General features: G+C 59.0%; 20 protein-coding genes and 3 pseudogenes. 21 read left to right on the top strand and 2 right to left on the bottom strand.

What is annotated here, in order from left to right:
• The first annotated feature begins 9 nt into the window (after positions 1 to 9).
• The 12 genes and pseudogenes from nuoB to nuoN all read left to right on the top strand — a co-directional run bounded on the left by nuoB (position 10) and on the right by nuoN (position 14,584).
• Positions 10 to 687 (top strand): NADH-quinone oxidoreductase subunit NuoB, encoded by a 678-nt coding sequence (gene nuoB, locus WLO32_RS14280; protein ID WP_121268543.1) that lies wholly within the window; start codon positions 10 to 12, stop codon positions 685 to 687.
• 89 nt (positions 688 to 776) lie between these two features.
• Positions 777 to 2,588: an NADH-quinone oxidoreductase subunit C/D gene (gene nuoC / locus WLO32_RS14275; RefSeq protein ID WP_121268545.1), complete on the top strand. Its 1,812-nt coding sequence runs from the start codon at positions 777 to 779 to the stop codon at positions 2,586 to 2,588.
• 2 nt (positions 2,589 to 2,590) lie between these two features.
• Positions 2,591 to 3,091: an NADH-quinone oxidoreductase subunit NuoE gene (nuoE, locus tag WLO32_RS14270; protein WP_435945705.1), complete on the top strand. Its 501-nt coding sequence runs from the start codon at positions 2,591 to 2,593 to the stop codon at positions 3,089 to 3,091.
• Complete coding sequence (gene nuoF / locus WLO32_RS14265) at positions 3,088 to 4,434, top strand: NADH-quinone oxidoreductase subunit NuoF (RefSeq protein WP_435945704.1); 1,347 nt, start codon at positions 3,088 to 3,090, stop codon at positions 4,432 to 4,434. Before nuoE ends, nuoF begins: the two co-directional genes overlap by 4 nt.
• A 119-nt stretch (positions 4,435 to 4,553) precedes the next feature.
• Positions 4,554 to 7,278: pseudogene (gene nuoG / locus WLO32_RS14260) on the top strand (NADH-quinone oxidoreductase subunit NuoG).
• Complete coding sequence (gene nuoH, locus WLO32_RS14255) at positions 7,275 to 8,252, top strand: NADH-quinone oxidoreductase subunit NuoH (RefSeq protein ID WP_435945703.1); 978 nt, start codon at positions 7,275 to 7,277, stop codon at positions 8,250 to 8,252. The pseudogene nuoG and the gene nuoH overlap by 4 nt, the downstream one beginning before the upstream one ends.
• A gap of 14 nt (positions 8,253 to 8,266) precedes the next feature.
• The gene (nuoI, locus tag WLO32_RS14250; RefSeq protein ID WP_435945702.1) at positions 8,267 to 8,809 is read left to right on the top strand and encodes an NADH-quinone oxidoreductase subunit NuoI; all 543 of its coding nucleotides are present in this window, start codon (positions 8,267 to 8,269) and stop codon (positions 8,807 to 8,809) included.
• A gap of 10 nt (positions 8,810 to 8,819) precedes the next feature.
• Positions 8,820 to 9,377 (top strand): NADH-quinone oxidoreductase subunit J, encoded by a 558-nt coding sequence (gene nuoJ, locus WLO32_RS14245; RefSeq protein WP_435945701.1) that lies wholly within the window; start codon positions 8,820 to 8,822, stop codon positions 9,375 to 9,377.
• Entirely contained in the window at positions 9,374 to 9,676 is a 303-nt protein-coding gene (gene nuoK, locus WLO32_RS14240; RefSeq protein WP_121268556.1) for an NADH-quinone oxidoreductase subunit NuoK, read from the top strand. The genes nuoJ and nuoK overlap by 4 nt, the downstream gene beginning before the upstream one ends.
• Positions 9,673 to 11,515 (top strand): annotated as a pseudogene (gene nuoL, locus WLO32_RS14235) (NADH-quinone oxidoreductase subunit L). Before nuoK ends, nuoL begins: the two are co-directional and overlap by 4 nt.
• Before the next feature lie 75 nt (positions 11,516 to 11,590).
• Positions 11,591 to 13,120, top strand: coding sequence for an NADH-quinone oxidoreductase subunit M (nuoM, locus tag WLO32_RS14230; protein ID WP_435945700.1), 1,530 nt, complete (start codon positions 11,591 to 11,593; stop codon positions 13,118 to 13,120).
• Between the two features lie 6 nt (positions 13,121 to 13,126).
• Positions 13,127 to 14,584 (top strand): NADH-quinone oxidoreductase subunit NuoN, encoded by a 1,458-nt coding sequence (nuoN, locus tag WLO32_RS14225; protein ID WP_435945699.1) that lies wholly within the window; start codon positions 13,127 to 13,129, stop codon positions 14,582 to 14,584.
• Between the two features lie 49 nt (positions 14,585 to 14,633).
• Here nuoN and rnz read toward each other — a convergent pair whose 3' ends face one another.
• The gene (gene rnz / locus WLO32_RS14220) at positions 14,634 to 15,548 is read right to left on the bottom strand and encodes a ribonuclease Z (RefSeq protein ID WP_435945698.1); all 915 of its coding nucleotides are present in this window, start codon (positions 15,546 to 15,548) and stop codon (positions 14,634 to 14,636) included.
• Between the two features lie 76 nt (positions 15,549 to 15,624).
• Here rnz and WLO32_RS14215 point away from each other — a divergent pair, with 76 nt between their 5' ends.
• The 8 genes and pseudogenes from WLO32_RS14215 (at position 15,625) to menE (ending at position 23,604) form a co-directional block, all read left to right on the top strand.
• The gene (locus tag WLO32_RS14215; protein ID WP_435945697.1) at positions 15,625 to 16,074 is read left to right on the top strand and encodes a GNAT family N-acetyltransferase; all 450 of its coding nucleotides are present in this window, start codon (positions 15,625 to 15,627) and stop codon (positions 16,072 to 16,074) included.
• 90 nt (positions 16,075 to 16,164) lie between these two features.
• On the top strand, positions 16,165 to 16,464 hold the full coding sequence (gene elaB, locus WLO32_RS14210) for a stress response protein ElaB (RefSeq protein WP_435945696.1): 300 nt from the start codon (positions 16,165 to 16,167) through the stop codon (positions 16,462 to 16,464).
• 123 nt (positions 16,465 to 16,587) lie between these two features.
• Positions 16,588 to 17,889: an isochorismate synthase MenF gene (gene menF / locus WLO32_RS14205; RefSeq protein ID WP_435945695.1), complete on the top strand. Its 1,302-nt coding sequence runs from the start codon at positions 16,588 to 16,590 to the stop codon at positions 17,887 to 17,889.
• Positions 17,890 to 17,971: 82 nt separating this feature from the next.
• Positions 17,972 to 19,644 (top strand): annotated as a pseudogene (menD, locus tag WLO32_RS14200) (2-succinyl-5-enolpyruvyl-6-hydroxy-3-cyclohexene-1-carboxylic-acid synthase).
• Positions 19,641 to 20,420, top strand: coding sequence for a 2-succinyl-6-hydroxy-2,4-cyclohexadiene-1-carboxylate synthase (gene menH / locus WLO32_RS14195; protein ID WP_435945694.1), 780 nt, complete (start codon positions 19,641 to 19,643; stop codon positions 20,418 to 20,420). The pseudogene menD and the gene menH overlap by 4 nt, the downstream one beginning before the upstream one ends.
• Positions 20,417 to 21,274, top strand: a complete 858-nt coding sequence (gene menB, locus WLO32_RS14190; protein WP_435945693.1) for a 1,4-dihydroxy-2-naphthoyl-CoA synthase — start codon at positions 20,417 to 20,419, stop codon at positions 21,272 to 21,274. The genes menH and menB overlap by 4 nt, the downstream gene beginning before the upstream one ends.
• Positions 21,274 to 22,239 carry an o-succinylbenzoate synthase gene (menC, locus tag WLO32_RS14185; protein ID WP_435945692.1) on the top strand — a complete coding sequence of 322 codons (966 nt, stop codon included), beginning with the start codon at positions 21,274 to 21,276 and terminating at the stop codon, positions 22,237 to 22,239. Before menB ends, menC begins: the two co-directional genes overlap by 1 nt.
• A 9-nt stretch (positions 22,240 to 22,248) precedes the next feature.
• Positions 22,249 to 23,604 carry an o-succinylbenzoate--CoA ligase gene (gene menE / locus WLO32_RS14180; RefSeq protein WP_435945691.1) on the top strand — a complete coding sequence of 452 codons (1,356 nt, stop codon included), beginning with the start codon at positions 22,249 to 22,251 and terminating at the stop codon, positions 23,602 to 23,604.
• Positions 23,605 to 23,617: 13 nt separating this feature from the next.
• Here menE and WLO32_RS14175 read toward each other — a convergent pair whose 3' ends face one another.
• Positions 23,618 to 25,066 carry a catalase gene (locus tag WLO32_RS14175; protein ID WP_435945690.1) on the bottom strand — a complete coding sequence of 483 codons (1,449 nt, stop codon included), beginning with the start codon at positions 25,064 to 25,066 and terminating at the stop codon, positions 23,618 to 23,620.
• Between the two features lie 262 nt (positions 25,067 to 25,328).
• Between WLO32_RS14175 and WLO32_RS14170 the strand changes: the two genes are divergently transcribed.
• The gene (locus tag WLO32_RS14170) at positions 25,329 to 25,871 is read left to right on the top strand and encodes a YfaZ family outer membrane protein (protein ID WP_435945689.1); all 543 of its coding nucleotides are present in this window, start codon (positions 25,329 to 25,331) and stop codon (positions 25,869 to 25,871) included.
• Positions 25,872 to 25,888 lie beyond the last annotated feature (17 nt).

The raw sequence follows: 25,888 nt of genomic DNA, 5'->3' as shown, positions 1-25,888 counted from the left end.
GGCAATAAGATGGACTATACGCTCACCCGCATAGACCCCAACAACGGTGAGAACGACCGTTATCCCCTGCAAAAACAGGAAATCGTAACCGATCCTCTTGACCAAGAAATTAACCGTAGCGTGTACATGGGCAAGCTCGAGCATGCGCTGCACGACATGGTTAACTGGGGGCGTAAAAACTCAATCTGGCCGTATAACTTCGGCCTTTCTTGCTGCTACGTCGAGATGGTGACCTCGTTTACCGCCGTGCATGACGTGGCGCGTTTTGGCGCCGAAGTTCTGCGCGCGTCGCCTCGTCAGGCTGACCTGATGGTGATCGCCGGCACCTGCTTTACCAAAATGGCGCCGGTTATTCAGCGTCTTTACGATCAGATGCTTGAGCCGAAATGGGTTATCTCCATGGGCGCCTGCGCAAACTCCGGCGGCATGTACGACATCTACTCCGTGGTGCAGGGCGTGGATAAATTCCTGCCGGTTGACGTTTACATCCCGGGCTGCCCGCCGCGTCCGGAAGCCTACATGCAGGCGCTGATGCTGCTGCAGGAGTCGATTGGTAAAGAGCGTCGCCCGCTTTCGTGGGTGGTTGGCGATCAGGGCGTTTATCGCGCCAACATGCAATCGGAGCGCGAGCGTAAGCGCGGCGAACGAATTGCCGTGACCAACCTGCGGACACCAGACGAAATTTAATTTGCGCCTGTAGTCAGTAAGCATTGGCTTCGCAAATCAATAATATTAGCGCGAAGCACTGACCGACAGTCACCACAGAACCATTTGCAATGGTGAGAAATATGACCGATTTAACCGCGCAAGATGCCGCTCAGCAAGCATGTGTTACCCGTGACCATTTAGATGATCCGGTGATCGGCGAGTTGCGTAACCGTTTTGGGCCGGATGCCTTTACCGTTCAGCCTACCCGCACCGGGGTCCCGGTGGTCTGGGTTAAGCGCGAACAGCTGCTGGAAGTGGGCGATTTCTTAAAAAGGCTGCCAAAACCTTACGTCATGCTGTTTGACCTGCATGGCATGGACGAGCGTCTTCGTACCCACCGCGACGGTTTACCGGCCGCGGATTTTTCCGTTTTCTACCACCTGATTTCCATCGATCGCAACCGCGATATCATGCTCAAGGTGGCGCTGTCTGAAAACGACCTGAATGTGCCTACCTTCACCAAACTTTTCCCCAACGCCAACTGGTACGAGCGTGAAACCTGGGAAATGTTCGGCATTACCTTTAACGGCCACCCGCACCTGACGCGCATCATGATGCCGCCGACCTGGGAAGGCCACCCGCTGCGTAAAGATTACCCGGCGCGCGCCACCGAATTCGATCCGTTTGAATTAACCAAACAGAAAGAAGATCTGGAAATGGAGGCGCTGACCTTCAAGCCTGAAGACTGGGGAATGAAACGCAGCAGCGAGCATGAAGACTTCATGTTCCTGAACCTCGGCCCAAACCACCCGTCCGCGCACGGTGCCTTCCGTATCGTCCTGCAGCTCGACGGTGAAGAAATCGTCGATTGCGTACCGGATATCGGTTATCACCACCGCGGCGCCGAGAAAATGGGCGAGCGCCAGTCCTGGCACAGCTACATTCCGTACACCGACCGTATCGAATACCTCGGCGGCTGCGTGAACGAAATGCCGTACGTGCTGGCGGTGGAAAAGCTGGCGGGCATCAAGGTTCCCGAGCGCGTGGACGTCATCCGCGTCATGCTGTCCGAACTGTTCCGCATTAACAGCCACCTGCTGTACATCTCCACGTTCATTCAGGACGTTGGCGCGATGACGCCGGTGTTCTTCGCCTTTACCGACCGCCAGAAAATCTACGATCTGGTGGAAGCTATTACCGGCTTCCGTATGCACCCGGCCTGGTTCCGTATCGGCGGCGTGGCGCACGACCTGCCGAACGGCTGGGAACGTCTGCTAAAAGAGTTCCTCGAGTGGATGCCAAAGCGTCTGGACTCCTACGAGAAAGCCGCGCTGCGTAACACCATCCTGAAAGGGCGTTCGCAGGGCGTGGCGGCCTACGGCAAGAAAGAAGCGCTGGAGTGGGGCACTACCGGTGCCGGCCTGCGCGCGACCGGTATCGACTTCGATATCCGTAAAGCCCGTCCTTACTCCGGTTATGAAAACTTTGACTTCGAAATCCCGGTCGGCGGTGGCGTGAGCGATTGCTACACCCGCGTGATGCTGAAGGTCGAAGAGCTGCGCCAGAGCCTGCGTATTCTTGACCAGTGCCTGAAAAACATGCCTGCCGGCCCGTTCAAGGCGGATCACCCGCTGACTACGCCGCCGCCGAAAGAGCGCACGCTGCAGCATATCGAAACCCTGATTACCCACTTCCTGCAGGTTTCCTGGGGCCCGGTGATGCCGGCCAACGAATCCTTCCAGATGATTGAGGCAACCAAGGGGATTAACAGTTACTACCTGACCAGCGACGGCAGCACCATGAGCTACCGTACCCGGATTCGTACCCCGAGCTTTGCGCACCTGCAGCAAATCCCGGCGGCTATCCGCGGCAGCCTGGTTTCTGACCTGATTGTCTATCTGGGTAGTATCGATTTTGTAATGTCTGATGTGGATCGCTAACTATGCACGATAACCTACAACCCCAGGCTGAAGCTTTTGAGCTGACTCAAGCTGAGCGTGAAGCGATTGAGCACGAAAAACACCATTACGAAGATGCTCGCGCCGCGTCCATTGAAGCGCTGAAGATCGTTCAGAAGCAGCGCGGCTGGGTGCCGGACGGCGCGATTTACGCCATCGCTGACGTTTTAGGCATTCCTGCCAGCGACGTAGAAGGCGTAGCCACCTTCTATAGCCAGATTTTCCGCCAGCCGGTGGGCCGCCATGTGATTCGCTACTGCGACAGCGTGGTTTGCCACATTACGGGCTACCAGGGCATTCAATCGGCTATCGAAGCAAAACTGAACATCAAACCGGGTCAAACCACCTTTGATGGTCGCTTTACCCTGCTGCCGACCTGCTGTCTGGGGAACTGCGACAAGGGGCCGACGATGATGATTGATGAGGATACTCACAGCTATCTGACGCCGGAAGCGATCCCTGATTTGCTGGAGCAGTATAAATGAAGACGATTATTCGTACTGCCGAGACCCATCCGCTGACCTGGCGTTTGCGCGATGACAAGCAGCCGGTATGGCTGGATGAATATCGCAGCAAAAACGGTTATGAAGGCGCGCGCAAAGCGCTGACCGGCATGGCGCCGGACGACATCGTCAATGCGGTGAAGGACGCGGGCCTTAAAGGCCGCGGCGGCGCGGGCTTTTCCACAGGCCTCAAGTGGAGCCTGATGCCCAAAGACGAGTCCATGAACATCCGTTACCTGCTGTGTAACGCCGATGAAATGGAGCCGGGCACCTATAAGGACCGCCTGCTGATGGAGCAGCTGCCGCACCTGCTGGTGGAAGGCATGCTGATTTCCGCATTCGCCCTGAAAGCCTACCGCGGCTATATCTTTCTGCGCGGCGAGTACATCGAAGCGGCGGTGAACCTGCGCCGTGCTATTGCGGAAGCTACCGAAGCGGGCCTGCTGGGTAAAAATATCCTCGGGTCTGGTTTTGATTTTGAGCTGATCGTACACACCGGCGCCGGGCGCTATATTTGCGGCGAAGAAACCGCGCTGATTAACTCCCTGGAAGGCCGCCGCGCGAATCCGCGTTCAAAACCGCCTTTCCCTGCGTCAAGCGGCGTCTGGGGCAAGCCGACCTGCGTAAACAACGTTGAAACCCTGTGTAACGTTCCGGCCATTCTCGCCGACGGCGTGGAGTGGTATCAGGGCATCGGCGGCGGCTTAAGCAAAGATGCCGGCACCAAGCTGATGGGCTTCTCCGGACGCGTGAAAAACCCGGGCGTCTGGGAACTGCCGTTCGGCACTACCGCCCGTGAAATCCTTGAGGATTACGCAGGCGGCATGCGCGACGGTCTGAAATTCAAGGCCTGGCAGCCGGGCGGGGCGGGGACGGACTTCCTGACCGAGGCCCACCTCGATTTGCCGATGGAGTTTGAAAGCATCGGTAAAGCGGGCAGCCGTCTGGGCACCGCGCTGGCGATGGCCGTTGACCATGAAATTGGCATGGTGCCGCTGGTGCGCAACCTGGAAGAGTTCTTTGCCCGTGAATCCTGCGGCTGGTGTACGCCTTGCCGCGACGGCCTGCCGTGGAGCGTAAAAATTCTGCGCGCCCTGGAGCGCGGCGAAGGCCAGCCTGGGGATATCGAGACGCTTGAGCAGCTGTGTCGTTTCCTGGGACCGGGTAAAACCTTCTGTGCGCACGCGCCGGGCGCGGTTGAGCCATTGCAGAGTGCGATTAAATATTTCCGCGACGAATTCGAAGCAGGCATTGCCAAACAGGACTTCGGTAACACGCGTGCCATTAATGGCATTCAGCCGAACCTGTTAAAAACGCGCTGGTGATATAGCCCCTTCGCTCATTTGGTTTTCTCATCAGCAGAGGGCCGCAGCGAAGGTGGTATTGCACAAGAATTTTTGATTAACGCCTGAGTTTATTCAGGCCAACTGGAAGCATGCTGACTATGGCTACGATTCATGTAGACGGCAAAGAATATGAGGTTAACGGAGCGGACAACCTGCTGGAAGCTTGTCTCTCTTTAGGCCTCGATATTCCTTATTTTTGCTGGCACCCGGCGCTGGGCAGCGTCGGTGCTTGCCGCCAGTGTGCGGTGAAGCAATATCAAAACGCAGAAGATACCCGCGGCCGCCTGGTGATGTCCTGTATGACACCAGCCTCCGACGGCACCTTTATCTCCATCGACGATGGCGAAGCGAAGCAGTTCCGCGAAAGCGTAGTGGAATGGTTGATGACCAACCACCCGCACGACTGTCCGGTCTGTGAAGAGGGCGGCAACTGCCACCTGCAGGATATGACGGTGATGACCGGCCATAGCTTCCGCCGCTATCGTTTCACCAAGCGTACCCACCGCAACCAGGACCTCGGCCCGTTCATTTCTCATGAGATGAACCGCTGCATCGCCTGCTACCGCTGCGTGCGTTACTACAAAGATTACGCGGACGGCAAAGACCTGGGCGTGTATGGTGCTCACGACAACGTCTACTTCGGGCGTCCGGAAGACGGCGTGCTTGAAAGCGAGTTCTCCGGCAACCTGGTAGAGATCTGCCCGACCGGCGTATTTACTGACAAAACCCACTCCGAGCGCTACAACCGTAAGTGGGATATGCAGTTTGCGCCAAGCATCTGCCAGCAGTGCTCTTTGGGCTGTAACACAAGCCCGGGCGAACGCTACGGCGAGCTGCGTCGCATCGAAAACCGCTACAACGGCACCGTTAACCACTACTTCCTGTGCGACCGCGGCCGTTTCGGCTACGGCTATGTCAATCTTAAAGATCGCCCGCGTCAGCCTATTCAGCGCCGCGGCGACGATGTGATCGCCCTTAATGCGGAGCAGGCGATGCAGGGCGCGGCGGATATTCTGCGCCAGTCGAAGAAAGTCATCGGCATCGGCTCGCCGCGCGCAAGCGTAGAAAGCAACTTCGCGCTGCGTGAACTGGTGGGTGCGGATAACTTCTATACCGGTATCGCTTCCGGCGAGCAGGCCCCGTTTGCAGCTGATGCTAAAAGTGCTGCGTGAAAGCGGTATTCATACGCCGGCCCTGCGCGAGATAGAATCTTACGATGCGGTGCTGATTCTGGGCGAAGATGTTACCCAGACCGGCGCCCGCGCCGCGCTGGCGATTCGCCAGGCGGTGAAAGGCAAGGCGCGTGAAATGGCGGCGGCGCAAAAAGTGGCCGACTGGCAGATTGCGGCCATCCTCAACATCGGCCAGCATGCGAAACACCCGCTGTTTGTGACCAACGTGGACAGCACTCGTCTGGACGATATCGCCGCATGGACCTACCGCGCGCCGGTTGAAGATCAGGCGCGCCTGGGCTTCGCGATTGCTAATGCGCTCGACAGCAGCTCTCCGGCTGTAGAACTGGATCGCGACCTGCAAAACAAGGTCGACGTGATCGTTCAGGCGCTGGCCGGCGCTAAAAAACCTCTTATCGTTTCCGGTACTAACGCCGGCAGCGAAGCGGTTATCCAGGCCGCGGCAAACGTGGCGAAAGCCCTGAAGGGCCGCGGCGCGGATGTCGGCATCACCATGATTGCGCGCGCGGTGAACAGCGTGGGGCTGGGCATGATCGGCGGCGGCTCTCTTGAAGAGGCGCTGAGCGAGCTGGAAAGCGGCGCTGCCGATGCGGTCGTGGTGCTGGAAAACGATCTGCATCGCCACGCCTCCGCCGCCCGCGTTGACGCCGCGCTCTCTAAAGCGCCGCTGGTGCTGGTTATCGACCATCAGCGTACGGCGATCATGGACAAAGCCCATCTGGTGCTGTCCACCGCAAGCTTCGCCGAAAGCGACGGCACGGTCATTAACAACGAAGGCCGCGCGCAGCGCTTCTTCCAGGTTTATGACCCGGCGTACTACGACCACAACGTTGCGATGCTCGAAAGCTGGCGCTGGCTGCACTCCCTGCACAGCACCGTTCGCAGCCGCGAAGTGGACTGGACGCAGCTCGATCACGTGATCGACGCCTGCGTGAAAGCGTTGCCGCAGCTGGCCGGAATTAAAGAAGCCGCGCCTGACGCAAGCTTCCGCATCCGTGGCCAGAAGCTGTCTCGTTCTCCGATCCGCTCCAGCGGCCGTACGGCGATGCGCGCCAACATCAGCGTGCACGAACCGCGCCAGCCGCAGGATAAAGACACCATGTTCGCCTTCTCTATGGAAGGGAACAACCAGCCTTCCGCCCCGCGTTCGCAGATTCCGTTCGCATGGGCTCCGGGCTGGAACTCACCGCAGGCATGGAACAAATTCCAGGACGAGGTGGGCGGCAAGCTGCGCCACGGCGATCCGGGCGTGCGTCTGATTGAAGCCACGGACACGGGCATCGATTTCTTCGATAGCGTGCCGGAAAGCTTCCGCGCCGAAGAGGGAAAATGGCGCATCGCACCGTACTACCACCTGTTTGGTAGCGATGAGATGTCCCAGCGCTCTCCTGTCTTCCAAAGCCGCATGGTCGCGCCTTACATTACGCTCAACCCGGCCGACGCCGCGAAGCTTGGTGTCAACGCCGGCAGCCTGATTTCCTTTAGCTACGAAGGGCAAACCCTGAGTCTGCCGCTGCGGCTTTCCGAAGGGCTGACGGCAGGGCAGGTTGGCCTGCCGATGGGCATGCCTGGCATTGCGCCGGTTCTGGCGGGTGCCCGTCTTGAAAATCTGCAGGAGGCTGCGCAATGAGCTGGTTGACACCGGATGTTATCGACATTCTGCTGAGCATCCTCAAGGCGGTAGTGATTCTGTTAGTGGTCGTTACCTGCGGCGCGTTCATGAGCTTCGGCGAACGTCGCCTGCTTGGCCTGTTCCAGAACCGCTATGGACCGAACCGCGTAGGCTGGGGCGGCTCGCTCCAGCTGGTGGCGGACATGATCAAGATGTTCTTTAAAGAGGACTGGGTGCCGCGCTTCTCCGATCGCGTGATCTTTACTCTTGCGCCAATGATCGCTTTCACCTCGCTGCTGCTGGCCTTTGCGATTGTGCCGGTCAGCCCGAGCTGGGTGGTGGCGGATCTGAACATCGGTATCCTGTTCTTCCTGATGATGGCGGGTCTGGCGGTTTACGCGGTCCTGTTCGCGGGCTGGTCAAGCAACAACAAATACTCGCTTTTAGGCGCGATGCGTGCTTCTGCGCAGACGCTTAGCTATGAAGTATTCCTTGGCCTTTCCCTGATGGGCGTGGTGGCGCAGGCGGGGTCGTTCAATATGGGCGATATCGTCAACAACCAGGCGCATCTGTGGAACGTCATCCCGCAGTTCTTCGGCTTTATCACCTTTGCGATTGCGGGCGTTGCGGTTTGTCACCGTCACCCGTTTGACCAACCGGAAGCCGAGCAGGAGCTGGCCGATGGTTACCACATTGAATATTCCGGCATGAAGTTCGGTCTGTTCTTCGTGGGCGAATATATCGGCATCGTCACCGTGTCCGCACTGATTGTGACGCTGTTCTTTGGTGGCTGGAATGGCCCGTGGTTGCCTCCGTTCATCTGGTTCGCGTTAAAAACCGCGTTCTTCATGATGATGTTCATTTTGATTCGCGCAGCGTTGCCTCGTCCGCGTTATGACCAGGTAATGTCCTTCGGCTGGAAAGTTTGCCTGCCGCTGACGCTTGTCAATTTGCTGGTGACCGCCGCGGTCATTCTCTATCAGGCACCATAAGGGGTGAAAAAACCATGACATTGAAAGAGTTAGTGGTTGGTTTCGGCACCCAGGTACGCAGTATCTGGATGATCGGTCTGCACGCTTTCGCCAGGCGCGAAACGCAGATGTATCCGGAAGAACCAGTGTATCTGCCGCCACGTTACCGCGGCCGTATCGTGCTGACGCGCGATCCGGACGGCGAAGAGCGTTGCGTTGCCTGTAACCTGTGTGCGGTTGCCTGCCCGGTCGCCTGTATCTCTTTGCAAAAGGCGGAGACTAAAGACGGCCGCTGGTATCCGGAGTTCTTCCGCATTAACTTCTCACGCTGCATTTTCTGCGGCCTGTGCGAAGAAGCCTGTCCAACGACGGCGATTCAGCTGACCCCGGATTTCGAACTGGGTGAGTTTAAGCGTCAGGATCTGGTGTATGAAAAAGAGGACCTGCTGATTTCCGGTCCGGGCAAATACCCGGAATATAACTTCTACCGGATGGCGGGCATGGCAATCGACGGCAAAGATAAGGGCGAAGCGGAAAACGAAGCTAAGCCTATCGACGTCAAAGGCCTGTTACCTTAAGGAGTCAGGAATGGAATTCGCTTTTTATATTTGCGCCCTCGTGGCGGTCCTGACCACCCTGCGGGTGATCACGCACACTAACGCGGTACACGCGCTTTTGTATCTGATTATCTCTTTGCTGGCTATCGCCGGGGTGTTCTTCTCGCTCGGCGCCTATTTTGCCGGTGCGCTGGAGATTATCGTTTACGCCGGGGCCATCATGGTGCTGTTCGTCTTCGTGGTGATGATGCTAAACCTCGGCAACTCGGTGGTGCAGCAGGAGCGCGAATGGCTTAAGCCGCAGCTGTGGATCGGCCCGGGCCTGCTTTCTGCGCTGCTGCTGGTGGTGCTGGTGTACGCGATTCTGAGTCTTAACGATCAGGGTATCGAGGGTACGGCAATCGATGCGAAACAGGTGGGTATCGCGCTGTTTGGCCCATACGTTTTAGCCGTTGAGCTGGCGTCCATGCTGCTGCTGGCAGGCCTGGTCGTCGCCTTCCACCTGGGGCGTGAAGACCGCGCCGGCGAAGTGTTGAGCAACCGTCAGGCGGACATGGCTACAAAAAGAAAAACGGAGGAGCACGTATGATCCCGCTGCAACATGGACTTATCCTCGCTGCCATTTTGTTCGTGCTGGGGCTGACGGGTCTGGTTATCCGTCGCAACCTGCTTTTCATGCTGATCAGTCTGGAAATCATGATTAACGCCGCGGCACTCGCCTTTGTGGTTGCCGGAAGTTATTGGGGCCAGGCCGACGGTCAGGTGATGTATATCCTGGCGATTAGCCTTGCGGCCGCCGAAGCCAGTATTGGCCTCGCGCTGCTGCTGCAGCTCCATCGTCGTCGCCAGAATCTGAATATCGATTCAGTAAGTGAGATGCGTGGATGAACCTTCTCTGGTTAACCATTCTTTTGCCATTTATTGGCTTTGTACTGTTGGCATTTTCGCGCGGACGCTGGTCGGAGAACCTGTCCGCCGCGGTGGGGATTGGCTCTATCGGCCTGGCGGCGCTGGTGACCGCCATTGCGGGCGTTGATTTCTTCAACAACGGCCGCCAGGCGTTTGTTCAGCCGCTGTGGACCTGGATGTCGGTGGGCGATTTTAATATCGGCTTCAACCTGGTGCTCGACGGCCTGTCGCTGACCATGCTGTCCGTCGTAACGGGCGTAGGTTTCCTGATCCACATGTATGCCTCCTGGTATATGCGTGGGGAAGAGGGCTATTCGCGCTTCTTTGCCTACACCAACCTGTTTATCGCAAGCATGGTCGTGCTGGTGCTGGGCGACAACCTGCTGCTGATGTACCTCGGCTGGGAAGGCGTGGGCCTGTGCTCCTATCTGCTGATCGGGTTCTACTATACCGATCCGAAGAACGGCGCCGCGGCGATGAAGGCGTTTGTCGTTACCCGCGTGGGCGACGTGTTTCTCGCTTTCGCGCTGTTCATCCTCTACAACGAGCTGGGCACGCTGAACTTCCGCGAAATGGTTGAGCTGGCGCCTGCGCACTTCGCCGAAGGCAACGAGATGCTGAAGTGGGCGACGCTGATGCTGCTGGGCGGCGCGGTCGGTAAATCCGCACAGCTGCCGCTGCAGACCTGGCTTGCGGACGCGATGGCCGGCCCAACGCCGGTTTCAGCGCTGATCCACGCCGCCACCATGGTGACCGCGGGCGTCTACCTGATCGCCCGTACTCACGGCCTGTTCCTGATGACGCCTGAAGTGCTGCATCTGGTCGGTATCGTGGGCGCGGTGACGCTGGTGATGGCGGGCTTTGCCGCTCTGGTACAAACCGACATCAAGCGCGTGCTGGGCCTACTCCACCATGAGCCAGATTGGCTACATGTTCCTGGCGCTCGGCGTGCAGGCGTGGGACGCGGCAATCTTCCACCTGATGACGCACGCGTTCTTTAAAGCGCTGCTGTTCCTGTCGTCTGGTTCGGTGATTCTGGCCTGCCACCACGAGCAAAATATCTTCAAGATGGGCGGGCTGCGTAAGTCCATTCCGCTGGTGTATATCTGCTTCCTGGTGGGCGGCGCGGCGCTGTCCGCGCTGCCGCTGATTACCGCAGGCTTCTTCAGCAAGGACGAAATTCTTGCCGGCGCGCTGGCGAACGGGCATATCAACCTGATGGTGGCAGGTCTGGTCGGGGCGTTTATGACCTCCCTGTACACCTTCCGTATGATCTTCATCGTCTTCCACGGTAAAGAGCAGATTCACGCTCACGAGGTCAAAGGCATTACCCACCACCTGCCGCTGCTGGTGCTGCTGGTGCTGTCCACCTTCGTTGGCGCGCTGATTGTGCCGCCTTTGGCGGGCGTGCTGCCGGAAACCACGGAGCTGGCGCACGGCAGCGTGCTGACGCTGGAGATTACCTCAGGCGTCGTCGCTATCGCCGGCATCCTGCTTGCCGCATGGCTGTGGCTGGGCAAACGTACGCTGGTTACGGCTATCGCCAACAGCGCGCCGGGCCGCTTCTTCGGCACCTGGTGGTTCCATGCCTGGGGCTTCGACTGGCTGTATGACAAGGTCTTTGTGAAGCCGTTCCTTGGCATCGCATGGCTGCTCAAACGCGATCCGTTGAACTCAATGATGAACATTCCGGCGGTGCTTTCGCGCTTCGCAGGCCGCGGCCTGCTGGTAAGCGAGAACGGCTACCTGCGCTGGTATGTGGCGTCCATGAGTATCGGCGCGGTGGTGGTTCTGGGCCTGCTGCTGGTCTTGCGCTAATTCAACGTCTCCTCCCCTGCGGGGGAGGAGTGTGAGTGATGTTTTGGTTTATTTTGACTTAGGGACACAAATGCCATGCTATTACCCTGGCTAATATTAATCCCCTTTATTGGCGGCTTCCTGTGCTGGCAAACTGAGCGCTTCGGCGTAAAAGTGCCGCGTTGGATAGCGCTGGTGACCATGGGGCTGACACTGGCGCTTTCGCTGCAGCTGTGGCTGCAGGGCGGCTACTCTCTGACGCAGGCCGCGGGTCTGCCGCAGTGGCAGTCCGAATACGTTCGGGAATGGATCCCGCGCTTCGGCATTGAAATCCACCTGGCGCTGGACGGCCTGTCGCTGCTGATGGTGGTGCTGACCGGTCTGCTCGGCGTGCTGGCGGTGCTCTGCTCCTGGAATGAAATCGAAAAATATCAGGGCTTTTTCCACCTCAACCTGATGTGGATCCTGGGCGGCGTTATCGGCGTGTTCCTGGCCATCGACATGTTCCTGTTCTTCTTCTTCTGGGAAATGATGCTGGTGCCGATGTACTTCCTGATTGCGCTGTGGGGCCATAAAGCCTCCGACGGGAAGACGCGTATCACTGCCGCCACCAAGTTCTTCATCTATACCCAGGCAAGCGGCCTGGTGATGTTGATTGCCATTCTGGGCCTGGTGTTTGTGCACTATAACGCCACCGGCGTGTGGACCTTCAACTACGAGCTGCTGCTGAAAACGCCGATGTCCCACGGCGTGCAATGGCTGCTGATGCTGGGCTTCTTTATCGCCTTTGCGGTGAAAATGCCGGTGGTTCCGTTACACGGCTGGCTGCCTGACGCGCACTCCCAGGCGCCGACGGCGGGTTCCGTCGACCTTGCGGGGATCCTGCTGAAAACCGCGGCCTACGGTCTGCTGCGCTTCTCCCTGCCGCTGTTCCCGGAAGCGTCCGCTGAATTCGCTCCGATAGCCATGTGGCTGGGCGTTATCGGTATCTTCTACGGCGCGTGGATGGCCTTCGCGCAGACCGACATCAAACGCCTGATTGCCTACACCTCCGTTTCCCACATGGGCTTCGTCCTGATTGCCATCTACACCGGCAACCAGCTGGCCTACCAGGGCGCGGTTATTCAGATGATCGCGCACGGTCTTTCCGCGGCCGGCATGTTCATCATCTGCGGCCAGCTCTACGAGCGCCTGCACACCCGCGACATGCGCCTGATGGGCGGCCTGTGGAACAAGATTAAATGGTTGCCGGGTCTGTCGATGTTCTTTGCTGTGGCAACCCTCGGGATGCCGGGCACCGGTAACTTCGTAGGCGAGTTCATGATTCTGTTCGGCAGCTTCCACGTGGTGCCGGTCATTACCGTGGTGTCGACCTTCGGCCTGGTGTTTGCCTCCGTTTACTCCCTGGCGATGCTGCATCGCGCTTACTTCGGTAAAGCGAAAAGTGAAATCAGCGATAAGCAGCTGCCGGGAATGTCGCTGCGCGAGTTCTTTATCATCCTGTTGCTGGTGGTGCTGTTAGTCCTGCTGGGCTTCTGGCCGCAGCCAATTCTGGATACCTCGCATGCTGCGATGAGTAACGTTCAGCAGTGGTTCACCAGTTCAATTTCAACTACAAGGCCGTAATTCGCCATGACTATAACTCCTCAACATTTGATTGCGCTGCTACCGCTGTTAATCGTCGGCTTGACGGTGGTGGTTGTGATGCTCTCCATAGCGTGGCGACGCGACCATTTTGTCAATGCAACCCTGTCCGTCATCGGTCTTAACGCCGCGCTGGTTTCGCTGTGGTTTGTAGGGCAGGCGGGCGCGATGGACGTGACCCCGCTGATGCGCGTTGACGGCTACGCCATGCTCTATACCGGGCTGGTGCTGCTGGCAAGCCTTGCTACCTGTACGTTCGCTTATCCGTGGCTGCAGGGCTACACCGACAACCGCGAAGAGTTCTACCTGCTGGTGCTGATTGCCGCCCTCGGCGGTATCCTGCTGGCTAACGCCAACCATCTGGCCGCGCTGTTCCTCGGCATTGAACTGATTTCTCTGCCGCTGTTCGGCCTGATAGGCTATGCCTTCCGTCAGAAACGCTCTTTGGAAGCGAGCATCAAGTACACCATCCTGTCAGCGGCAGCCTCTTCATTCCTGCTGTTTGGTATGGCGCTGGTGTATGCGGAGTCCGGCAGCCTGTCATTCGTAAGCCTCGGCAAGAGCCTCGCGGACAACATGCTGCACGAGCCGCTGCTGCTGGCGGGTCTGGGCCTGATGATCGTAGGCCTCGGCTTTAAACTCTCTTTGGTGCCGTTCCACCTGTGGACGCCGGACGTGTACCAGGGCGCGCCCGCTCCGGTTTCCACCTTCCTCGCGACCGCCAGCAAAATCGCCATCTTTGGCGTGGTGATGCGTCTGTTCCTCTACGCGCCGGTAGGCGACAGCGAAGCGGTACGCGTGGTGCTGGGCATTATCGCCTTCGCCTCCATTATCTTCGGTAACCTGATGGCGCTAAGCCAGACCAACATCAAGCGTCTGCTCGGCTACTCCTCCATCTCGCACCTTGGCTATCTGATGGTGGCGCTGATCGCCCTGCAAAGCGGCAGCATGTCGATGGAGTCCGTGGGCGTTTACCTGGCGGGCTACCTGTTCAGCAGCCTCGGCGCGTTCGGCGTGGTCAGCCTGATGTCCAGCCCGTACCGCGGCCCGGATGCGGACTCTCTGTACTCCTACCGCGGCCTGTTCTGGCACAAGCCGATCCTGTCTGCGGTAATGACGGTGATGATGCTCTCTCTGGCAGGCATCCCGATGACGCTGGGCTTTATCGGTAAGTTCTACATCATCGCGGTGGGCGTTCAGGCGCACCTGTGGTGGCTGACCGGCGCGGTTGTGCTGGGCAGCGCCATCGGCCTTTACTACTACCTGCGCGTGACCGTGAGCCTGTACTTAAGCGCGCCTCAGCAGCTCAACCGCGATACCCCAACCAACTGGGCGTTCACCGCGGGCGGCGTTGTCGTGCTGATTTCCGCCGTGCTGGTGCTGCTGCTGGGCGTATATCCGCAGCCGCTTATCGACCTGGTGCAGCTTGCGAAGCCGCTGATGTAGGCTGAGCCACGCTGTTAAAAACCGCCGCCCGCCGGCGGTTTTTTTATGCTCAGATTTTAACGGTGAGGAAATCTTCAGCCGCAACGGTCGGCGGAAAAATATTCCTGCATTCGTTAAGTAAGGCTTCGCAGCCCGTCTGGTCGTAGCGGGAGCTGAAATGGGTTATTACCAGCCTGCCGACGCCTGCGGCTTTCGCCAGCGCCGCGGCCTGTACGGAGGTGGAGTGGCCGCGGCCGTTGGCCTTTTCTTCCATCGCGGCTTCAAGCGTCGCTTCGTGCACCATGACGTCCACGCCCTTCGCCAGCGCAAGCCCGGCGGGCGTCGGGCCGGTATCGCCGAAGATGGCTAACTTTTTCCCCGTTTGGGGAACGCCCAGATAATCCTCACCGTTCAGCACGCGTCCATCCTCAAGGGAGACCGTCTCGCCGCGCTTGAGGCGCTGAAAAATCGGCCCCGGACGCACGCCCTGCGCCATCAGCCGCGACGCGTCAAGCGCGCCGGGCTTGTCGTGTTGCTCAATACGATAGCCATAGCATTCAACCGGATGGGCCAGCGGGAAGGCGGTGACGCGAAACTCGTCATCGCAAAAAACTTCGCCTTCGCCGATCTCTTTTATCTCCAGGGGGAAGGCCGTCCAGGAGCCGCTAAGCTGCAAAGCCATTTCCGTAAAGCGGCCTATGCCCCGCGGGCCATAAATCGTCAAAGGCGCATCGATACCCGCCATGGAACGGCTGCACAGCAGGCCCGGCAGGCCAAAAATATGGTCGCCGTGCAGATGGGTGATGAAAATCTTGCTGAATTTACCGGGGTTGAACGCGGTGCTCAGCATCTGGTGCTGCGTGCCTTCGCCGCAGTCAAACAGCCAAAGGTGAGGCTGATTATTCATGGGGTTAAAAACTATCGCGCTGACGTTACGCGTTTTGCAAGGCACGCCCGCTGAGGTACCTAAAAAAGTTAGCTCCATTGCTTCCTTTTGCTCCGGCAAGTGCTAAAAAACCTTTAGTATAAGCCATCCTTAACGCCGCAATCAGGAGCGCAAAATGACCCACTGGCAGGACCTGCATCACTCCGAACTTGATGTCCCTTCTTTATACACCGTGCTGGCGCTGCGCAACGCGGTCTTTGTGGTGGAGCAAAACTGTCCTTATCAGGATCTCGACGGCGACGATTTAGTCGGTGAGAACCGTCACATCCTCGGCTGGCGCGACGGCAGGCTGGTGGCCTATGCCAGAATTCTGAAAAGCGCCAGCGGGCTGGAGCCGGTTGTGATCGGCCGCGTAATCGTCGATGCGAGCGTTCGCGGCGAAAAGCTGGGGTATAAACTGATGGAGCAGGCGATGGCCTCATGCCGGCAGCACTGGCCCGACAGCTCGATTTACCTCGGGGCGCAGGCGCATCTGCAGGCGTTCTATGCGCGCTTTGGTTTTAAGCCGGTTACCGAAATCTATGATGAAGACGGCATTGCGCACATCGGCATGGCGAACCGTTAACGCATAAACAGGCGAAAAGGACAGTTATTGTCTATAGTTAGCGGACGAGCAAATTTCCTTCCTTTTGTGGAAATAACACGGAGAATAAGAATGCAACCGTATGAATCTCGTCTTGATGATGATCTGACCTTGCTTAGCGAAACGCTTGAGGAAGTCCTGCGTTCTTCCGGCGACCCGGCGGATCAAAAGTATATTGAGCTTAAAGAACGTGCTGAACAGGCGCTTAACGATGTAAAAGCGCGCGTCAGCAACGCTTCCGATACCTATTACTACCGCGCTAAACAAGCCGTTTACCGGGCCGACGATTACGTCCACGAAAAACCCTGGCAGGGGATTGGCGTAGGCGCCGCCGTAGGGCTGGTGTTCGGGCTGCTGCTGGCCCGACGCTAGGGCAAGGCTGGCGCACCGTGCCGGGTGCGCCAGATAAAATGAAATCTTACCCATTGGGTGGGATTTTTTTTTATGGCCATGACCACGTATAATCCAGGGCTTTCCGGGGAAGGTGAGGTAAACGTGAGTTCAGTTATCGTCGCACTGCAACAGCTCAGGCTTGCGCTGACAGAAGAATTCGCGGACGAACCCGGCCTTCATCGCCTGTGCGTTGACCTCAACCTCAGCGACGCCTGCGACCCGCTTGCCTGGCTGTCCTGCCAGCAGCTTTATCCACAGTTTTACTGGCAGCAAAGAAATGGCGACGATGAGGTCGCCGCGCTCGGCGCCGTGCGCCAGTTCGACGCTCTGGCCGACGCGCAGGCCTTCCTGGATAAGTATCCGCAAACGCCTTCGCTGCGTATCTGGGGGCTCAATGCCTTCGACCCGGCGCAGGGTTTTCTCTTTCTTTCGCGTCTTGAATGGCGGCGCAAAGGGGGAGAGGCCTGCCTGTGGCTTCATCTGTGCAGCGAAACGTCCTTAAAAGAAGACGCGCGCAAAGCCGCGGCCTTTCTTGACCAAATTCTCCCGGCTAAGCCTTTACTCCCCCTTCATCTCCAGTGCCTGAGCGAGCATCACCAGCCGGGGCAGGACGAGTGGCACGAGCTGATCGGCAAGGCTACAGACTCGATTGGCCGCGGCGATCTGGAAAAGGTCGTGCTGGCGCGCGCCACCGATCTGCACTTTTCCACGCCGGTTTCCGCCGCGGGCTTTATGGCGGCCAGCCGCCGCGTAAATTTCAACTGCTACCACTTTCTGATGGCCTTCACTGCGCAAAGCGCCTTTCTTGGCTCCAGCCCGGAAAGGCTATGGCGCCGCATAGATTCCGCGTTGCGAACCGAAGCGCTGGCCGGCACCGTCGCGAACCACGTTGAGGACCATCACGCTTGGTCTTTAGGCCAGTGGCTGCTTAAAGATGATAAAAATCAGCGCGAAAATATGCTGGTTGTGGAAGATATCTGCCAGCGCCTGCAGCAGAGGGTAGGAGTGCTGGACGTACTGCCTGCGCAGGTGGTTCGCCTGCGTAAAGTGCAGCACCTGCGCCGCTGTATCTGGACCGAACTGCTCAAGGCGGACGACGCCGTGTGTCTTGAGCAGCTGCAGCCTACGGCGGCGGTAGCGGGCCTGCCGCGCGAGCGGGCGAAAGCATTCATTAGTGAGTTTGAACCGTTCGAGCGTGAATGGTATGCGGGTTCGGCGGGATATCTCTCCCGTCATCAAACGGAGTTCTGCGTCGCCCTGCGTTCGGCGAAAATTACCGGCGCCACGGTCAGACTGTACGCCGGGGCGGGCATTGTCGCAGGTTCGGACGCGCTTCAGGAGTGGCAGGAAATAGAGAATAAGGCGGCCGGTTTACGCACCTTGCTGACCAAATCAGCTTTCTGAATGACACATTACCGGTTCATATCAAAATATTCATTCCAGCAATAATTATAATGAGTCAGCAAAATTGACTCAGGACTTGAACATGTCGATAAGCTCCTTTAACCGCCGTTGGGCGCAGGTGATCCTCGAAGCGCTCACCCGCCACGGCGTGCGCCACGTCTGCATTGCGCCAGGCTCGCGCTCAACGCCGCTGACCTTAACGGCGGCCGGGAATTCGGCTTTTATCTGCCATACCCATTTTGACGAGCGTGGCTTAGGGCATCTCGCATTAGGCCTGGCGAAGGCCAGCGGCCAGCCCGTGGCGGCGATCGTTACCTCCGGTACGGCGGTGGCTAACCTCTATCCCGCGCTGATTGAAGCCGGCCCTGACCGGAGAAAAGCTTATCCTGCTGACGGCGGACCGCCCGCCGGAGCTTATCGACTGCGGAGCAAACCAGGCAATTCGCCAGCCGGGTATTTTTAGCTCGCACCCGGGCATTAGCGTGAACCTGCCGCGCCCGACGCAGGACATCTCCGCGCGCTGGCTGGTTTCCACCATCGACAGCGCTCTGGGCCAGCAGGTCAGCGGCGGCGTGCATATTAACTGTCCCTTTGCGGAGCCGCTTTACGGCGCGCCGGACGACACCGGGCTTGGCTGGCAGAAAGAGCTGGGCGACTGGTGGCAGAGCGAAAAACCCTGGCTGCGGGAAATTTACGGCCGCGAAATCGTCAAACAGCGCGACTGGTTTTTCTGGCGGCAGAAACGCGGCGTGGTCGTCGCCGGGCGCATGAGCGCGGAAGAGGGCGAGCGCGTCGCGGCATGGGCGAAAATGCTTGGCTGGCCGCTGATAGGCGACGTGCTTTCGCAAACCGGGCAGCCCTTGCCCTGCGCCGATCTCTGGCTGGGCAATAGCCAGGCCACGGAGGAGCTGGCGCGCGCGCAGATTATCGTCCAGTTCGGCAGCAGCCTGACGGGCAAACGCGTATTGCAATGGCAGGCGACCTGCGCGCCTGAGGAGTACTGGCTGGTCGATCCGCTGCCGGGCAGGCTCGATCCCGCTAACCATCGCGGCCGCCGTTTGTCGTGCGACATCACCGACTGGCTGGAGCTGCATCCTGCTGAAACACGTCCGGGCTGGGCGGAAAAACTGGCGCCGCTGGCGCGTCTTGCGCAGGATGCCGTCGCCCTCGGCACCGCTGAATTCGGCGAAGCGCAGGTGGCGGCCCGCCTGCCCGAGCTGCTGCCGGAAGCGGGGCAGCTGTTTGTCGGCAACAGCCTGGTGGTGCGGCTTATTGATGCTTTTGCGCAGCTGCCTGCGGGTTATCCGGTATACAGCAACCGCGGGGCGAGCGGCATTGACGGCCTGCTATCCACTTCCGCCGGCGTGCAGCGCGCCACCGCCCGCCCTACGCTTGCGGTCGTTGGCGATCTTTCCGCCCTGTATGACATGAACTCTTTAGCCCTGCTGCGCCAGGTTTCCGCGCCTTTTGTACTGCTTATCGTCAATAACAACGGCGGGCAGATTTTCTCGCTGCTGCCAACCCCTGCGCCGGAGCGCGAACGCTTCTACTGTATGCCGCAGGATGTGAATTTCGCCCACGCGGCGGCGATGTTCAGCCTGACTTATTACCATCCCGGCTCCTGGAGCGAGCTGCAGGAAGTGATGAACCGGGCATGGTCCTGGCCGCAGGCCCACCGTCATTGAGATCACCGTGCCGGAAACGGACGGCGCGCAAACGCTGCAAAACCTGCTGGCAGAGGTAAGCCAGGCATGATTCTGCACGCCGTAGCCACGGCTGGCCGACGGGCTGATTTACCGTGCCTGGTATGGCTGCACGGCTTTTTGGGCCGTGAGCAGGAGTGGGCCGAGTTTCAGGAAGCCTTTGCCGACTGGCCGCAGCTGCGCGTGGATCTGCCCGGGCACGGCGGTTCGGTCGATATCGCGGTGGATGGATTTTCCGCCGTCGACGCCCTGCTGCGCAATACGCTCCTTAGTTACAACATACTTAACTACCTGCTGGTGGGCTACTCGCTCGGCGGGCGCGTGGCGATGTATCACGCCTGTCAGGAAAATAACGCCGGCTTGCGTGGGCTGATTGTCGAAGGCGGCAATCCGGGACTCGCCGATTGCGAGGCGCGCAAAAAACGCCAGGCGGCGGACCGCGGCTGGGCGCAGCGTTTCCTGCGTGAACCGCTCACTGACGTTTTGACGGCCTGGTATCAGCAGCCGGTTTTCAGCTCGCTGACCCATGCGCAGCGGGAAGCGCTAATTGCGCTGCGCGGCCACAATAATCCCGCAGCGCTCGCCAGGATGCTGGAGGCTACTTCGGCAGGCGTGCAGCCCGATCTGCAGGCCTGTCTGCGCAAGCTGCGCGTTCCTTTTCACTACATTTGTGGTGAGCGGGATGACAAATTCCGCCGCATAGCGGAAAGCCTGCACCTGACACCACATCTTATTCCCGCAGCCGGGCATAACGCGCACAGGGAAAATCCCGCGGCGTTTCGCTCCTGCCTGCTGTCTATTGCGTCAACTGTTGAGGACACACCATGATTTATCCCGATGAACAAATGCTTTACGCCCCGGTTGAGTGGCAGGACTGCTCGGAAGGTTACACCGATATCCGCTATCACAAATCTGCGGACGGCATCGCTAAAATCACCATTAACCGTCCGGAAGTGCGTAACGCTTTTCGTCCGCTGACCGTTAAAGAGATGATCAACGCGCTGGCCGACGCTCGCTATGACGACAGCGTCGGCGTCATTATTCTGACCGGCGAAGGCGAGAAGGCCTTCTGCTCCGGCGGCGACCAGAAAGTGCGCGGCGACTACGGCGGCTATCAGGATGCGAGCGGCACGCATCATCTGAACGTGCTGGACTTCCAGCGCCAGATCCGCACCTGCCCGAAACCTGTTGTGGCGATGGTTGCCGGCTACTCCATCGGCGGCGGCCACGTGCTGCATATGATGTGTGACCTCACCATCGCGGCGGAAAACGCCATCTTTGGCCAGACCGGCCCGAAGGTCGGCTCCTTTGACGGCGGCTGGGGCGCCTCTTATATGGCCCGCATCGTCGGTCAGAAAAAGGCGCGTGAAATCTGGTTCCTCTGCCGCCAGTACAACGCGCAAGAAGCGCTGGATATGGGCCTGGTGAACACCGTTGTGCCAGTCGCCGGGCTGGAAAAAGAGACCGTGCGCTGGTGCCGTGAAATGCTGCAAAACAGCCCGATGGCGCTGCGCTGCCTGAAGGCCGCGCTGAACGCCGACTGCGACGGCCAGGCGGGCCTGCAGGAGCTGGCGGGCAACGCCACCATGCTGTTCTATATGACCGAAGAAGGCCAGGAAGGACGCAACGCGTTTAACCAGAAGCGCCAGCCTGACTTCAGCAAATTTAAACGGAATCCGTAATGCGCAGCGCGGGGCTGTGGCGCTTTCAGGTGCCGATGGATGCAGGCGTGGTGCTGCGCGAGCGGCGCCTGAAAACCCGTGACGGGCTGCTGGTGCGTCTGAAGCAGGGCGATAAAGAAGGCTGGGGAGAAATCTCCCCCCTGCCGGGATTTAGCCAAGAAACGCTGGATGACGCGCAGCGTGCGGTGCGGGAATGGCTCGCGGCCTGGCAAGCCGGCCGCGACGCCGGGCTGCCTGACATGCCGTCCGTCGCCTTTGGCCTTAGCTGCGCGCTGGCGGAGATGAGCGGAGCGCTGCCGACGGAGGCCGATTACCGCGCCGCCCCGCTATGCACGGGCGATCCTGACGAACTCTTTGCCATGCTCGAAGCCATTCCCGGCGAGAAAGTGGCGAAGGTGAAGGTCGGCCTGTACGAAGCCGTGCGCGACGGCATGGTGGTAAACCTGCTGCTGGAGGCCGTCCCCGATCTGCGTTTGCGGCTGGATGCCAACCGGGGCTGGACGCCGCTTAAGGCGCAGCAGTTCGCCAGATATGTTAATCCGCAGCTGCGCCCGCGCATCGCCTTTATCGAGGAGCCGTGCAAAACCCGCGAGCAGTCCCGCGCCTTCGCGCAGGAAACGGGGATCGCCATTGCCTGGGATGAAAGCCTGCGCGAGAGCGATTTTGCCTTTGCGGCGGAACCGGGTTTAAGCGCGGTCGTGATTAAGCCAACGCTTACCGGCAGCCTGGCGAAGGTGCGCGAACAGGTGGAAACGGCGCATGCGCTGGGCTTAACGGCGGTGATCAGCTCGTCCATCGAGTCCAGCCTTGGCCTGACCCAGCTGGCGCGTATTGCCGCATGGCTTACGCCGGGCACCGTTCCGGGTCTGGATACGCTTTCGTTAATGCAAAGCCAGCTGGTTCGCAGGTGGCCGAACAGCCCTTTGCCCTGCCGGGACGTTGACCAGCTTGAGCAGGTAGGGTGAGTACTGATTATGATTTTTAAACACTGGCCCTGGCAGCACTGGGCGACTATCCGGGGCGGGGCGCCGGCTTTAAAACTGGCGGATAAAACGCTCGACTGGCAAGGGCTCTGCCGGCGTGTAGACGCGCTTGCCGACGGATTCTGGCGGCAGGGCGTTCGCGAAGGACAGGGTGTTGCGCTGCGGGCAAAGAACAGCGAAGAGGTGGTGCTGTGCTGGCTGGCGCTGCTGCAGTGCGGTGCCCGCGTCCTGCCGCTAAATCCCCAACTGCCGGATAGCCTGCTTGCCCGGCTGCTGCCGGGGTTAACCGTTCATCATGCTCTGACGTCAGGCTCTGCGTCTGCTATTCCCGGCTATAGCTCGTTGCGGGTTATTGAGGGCGAGGCCCGGCAGGTGGACTGGCAGCCGCAGCGGCTTGTGTCGATGACCTTAACCTCCGGCTCCAGCGGTTTGCCCAAGGCTGCGGTGCATACGGCCGAAGCGCATCTTGCCAGCGCCGCGGGCGTTTTATCCGCGATGCGTTACGGGCAGGACGACAGCTGGCTTCTGTCGCTGCCGCTTTATCACGTTTCGGGGCAGGGGATTTTGTGGCGCTGGCTGCTTGCCGGCGGATGCATGGCGGTGCGCGATCTGCACTCCCTTAGCGAGGCGCTTGAGGGCTGCACCCATGCTTCGCTGGTGCCGACCCAGCTATGGCGTTTGCTTGAGCAATCTCAGCCGCTGACCCTGCGCGAGGTGCTGCTTGGCGGCGCGGCGATCCCGGTTGAATTAACCGGGCGTGCCCTGGCGCGTGGAATAAACTGCTGGTGCGGCTACGGCTTAACCGAGCTGGCGTCAACGGTATGCGCCAAGCGCGCCGATGGCTTAGCGGACGTTGGGGAAGCGCTGCCCGGCAGGGAAGTCAAAGTCGTCGACGAAGAGGTGTGGATCCGCGCCAGCAGCCTTGCCAGCGGCTACTGGCAGCAGGGCAAACTGGTGCCGCTGCTTAACGAGTATGGCTGGTTCAGCACCCGGGACCGGGGCGTTTTAAACGGCCGGCGCTTAACCATCATCGGGCGTCTTGATAACCAGTTCTTCAGCGGCGGCGAGGGCATCCAGCCTGAGGAAATCGAAAGCGTGCTGGTGGCCCACCCGGCGGTGAAGCAGGCGTTTGTCGTCCCGACGGAAGATGCCGAATTTGGCCAGCGTCCCGTTGCGGTCGTGGAGGCCGACGATAAGTTTGAGCTGGCCTCGCTTGAAAGCTGGGTGCAGGGGAAACTGGCTCGTTTTCAGCAGCCCGTTCGCTGGCTGCCTTTGCCTGATGCGGTAAGGCAGGGCGGGATTAAGATCTCACGCAAGGCCGTGCAGGAGTGGGTGGCGGGGAGCTGACTCCCCGCGACTGTTACTGCGCTTCTTTTATCGCTTTCAGCGCGTTGGCTACGCCCGCGCCATAGTCCGGGTGAACCTCGCTGAACAGGCTAATCTGCCGTTCCTGAATGAACGCCGGCACGTCTTTCATATCGCCGGCGATACGCACAAACATACGCTGGTGCTCTTCTTCGCTCAGCAGGTTATACAGCGCACGCGGCTGGCTGAAGTAGTCGGTATCTTCGCGATGATTCCAGCTGTCGGCCGCGCCTTCAAGGCTCAGCGGCGGTTCGCTGTAGTCGGGCTGCTCCTGGAAGACGTTAAAGCTGTTTGGCTCATAGGTCGGTCCGTTGCCGCTGTTGCCGTCAATACGCATCGCGCCGTCGCGATGGTAGTTATGGAACGGGCATTTCGGCGCGTTAACCGGGATCTGATGATGGTTGACGCCTAAACGGTAGCGGTGCGCGTCGCCGTAGGAAAACAGACGGCCCTGCAGCATACGGTCCGGCGAGAAACCGATCCCCGGCACCACGTTTGCCGGCGTCATCGCCACCTGCTCAACTTCCGCAAAGTAGTTGTCCGGGTTGCGGTTGAGCTCCAGTTCGCCCACTTCGATCAGCGGATAGTCGCCGTGCGGCCAGACTTTGGTCAGGTCAAAGGGGTTGTAAGGCGTATTCGAGGCTTCCGCTTCCGGCATAACCTGAATATAGAATTTCCAGCGTGGGAAATCGCCGCTTTCGATAGCATTAAACAGATCGCGCTGGGAGCTTTCGCGGTCGTTGGCAATAATGCCCGCCGCTTCGTCATCCATCAGGTTGGCGATTTCCTGCTGGGTTTTCAGATGGAATTTCACCCAAAAGCGCTGGTTTTCATAGTTGATAAAGCTGAAGGTGTGGCTGCCAAAGCCGTGGATATGACGGTAGGAGCGCGGCAGGCCGCGGTCGCTGAAGTCGATGGTCAGCTGGTGCAGCGCTTCAGGCAGATGGGAGAAGAAGTCCCATTTGTAGGTGTTGTTGCGCAGGTTGGTGCGCGGGTCGCGTTTAACCACGTGGTTCAGGTCCGGGAATTTCAGCGGGTCACGCAGATAAAACACGGGCGTGTTGTTGCCTACTAAATCCCAGTTGCCTTCTTCGGTGTAGAATTTGATGGAGAAGCCGCGGATATCGCGTTCCGCGTCGGCCGCGCCGCGCTCGCCGGCGACGGTTGAGAAACGAATAAAAATGTCGGTTTTCTTGCCGATATCCGAAAACAGCTTCGCCCGGCTGTACTGAGTAATATCATGGGTCACGGTGAAGGTGCCGAAAGCGCCTGAGCCTTTGGCGTGCATACGGCGCTCGGGGATCACTTCACGATCGAAGTGCGCCAGCTTTTCGAGAAACCAGACGTCCTGTAACAGCATCGGGCCACGCGGGCCTGCGGTTGCGACATTGTTGTTATGCGCAACGGGGGCTCCGGCCGCGGTAGTTAATCCTTTTTTGCTCATTGTAGTCTCCTTGAAGAAGAAAAATGGGGTATCACTGCGTGTTTAAAACTGCTGATTATTCTTCAGCAAGTGCCCCCCTGGAGACAATGTGGCACTTTCTATCGCTGTTATTCCTTGATCCTGTCACGCTAACGGTGTTCATTTTCAATTTCTTACAAACAAACTATGCCGAGCCTTTTTTAACGCATTGATTACAGGTTGCCTGCCTGTACAATCGGCGTTTTTTTGGGGTAGCCCTTTTCTTTAGTTCAGGATCCAAGGAATGAATAAATTACTTATGGCCGGCATCGCCGGCTTAGCGCTGGTTTCCGCCAGCGCCAGCGCTATTAGCATCAGCGGCGAAGCGGGTGAAAAATACACCAACGTCGGCGTAGGTTTTGGTACGGAATCAAGCGGCATTGCGATGACCGGCAACTATGCCCATAACGATGACGACGGCGATATCGTCGGGCTGGGCTTAGGCCTGAATGTGCCGCTGGGGCCGTTTATGGGCACCGTCGGCGGCAAAGGGATTTACCTTAATCCAAAGGATGGCGATGAAGGGTATGCGGTTGCCGTGGGCGGCGGTTTAAGCTGGCCAATTACCGATAGCTTCACCGTATTTGGCGATTACTACTACTCGCCGGACTCCCTCTCAAGCGGCGTGAAAAACTACCAGGAAGCCAGCGCGGGCGCGCGTCTGAGCATCGTGCGTCCGATTAGCATCGAAGCGGGCTACCGCTATATCGGTCTTGACGGCAAAGACGGCGAGCGCGACAACGCCGTTGCCGATGGCCCATACGTTGGCGTCAGCGCGCGTTTCTAAGCTTTACCTTGCCGCGG

The organism is Dryocola mayonis, assembly GCF_051307045.1.
Classification (GTDB): domain Bacteria; phylum Pseudomonadota; class Gammaproteobacteria; order Enterobacterales; family Enterobacteriaceae; genus Dryocola.
The sequence above is the reverse complement of the archived record's forward strand: the minus strand, read 5'-3'. Positions and strand labels throughout refer to the sequence as shown.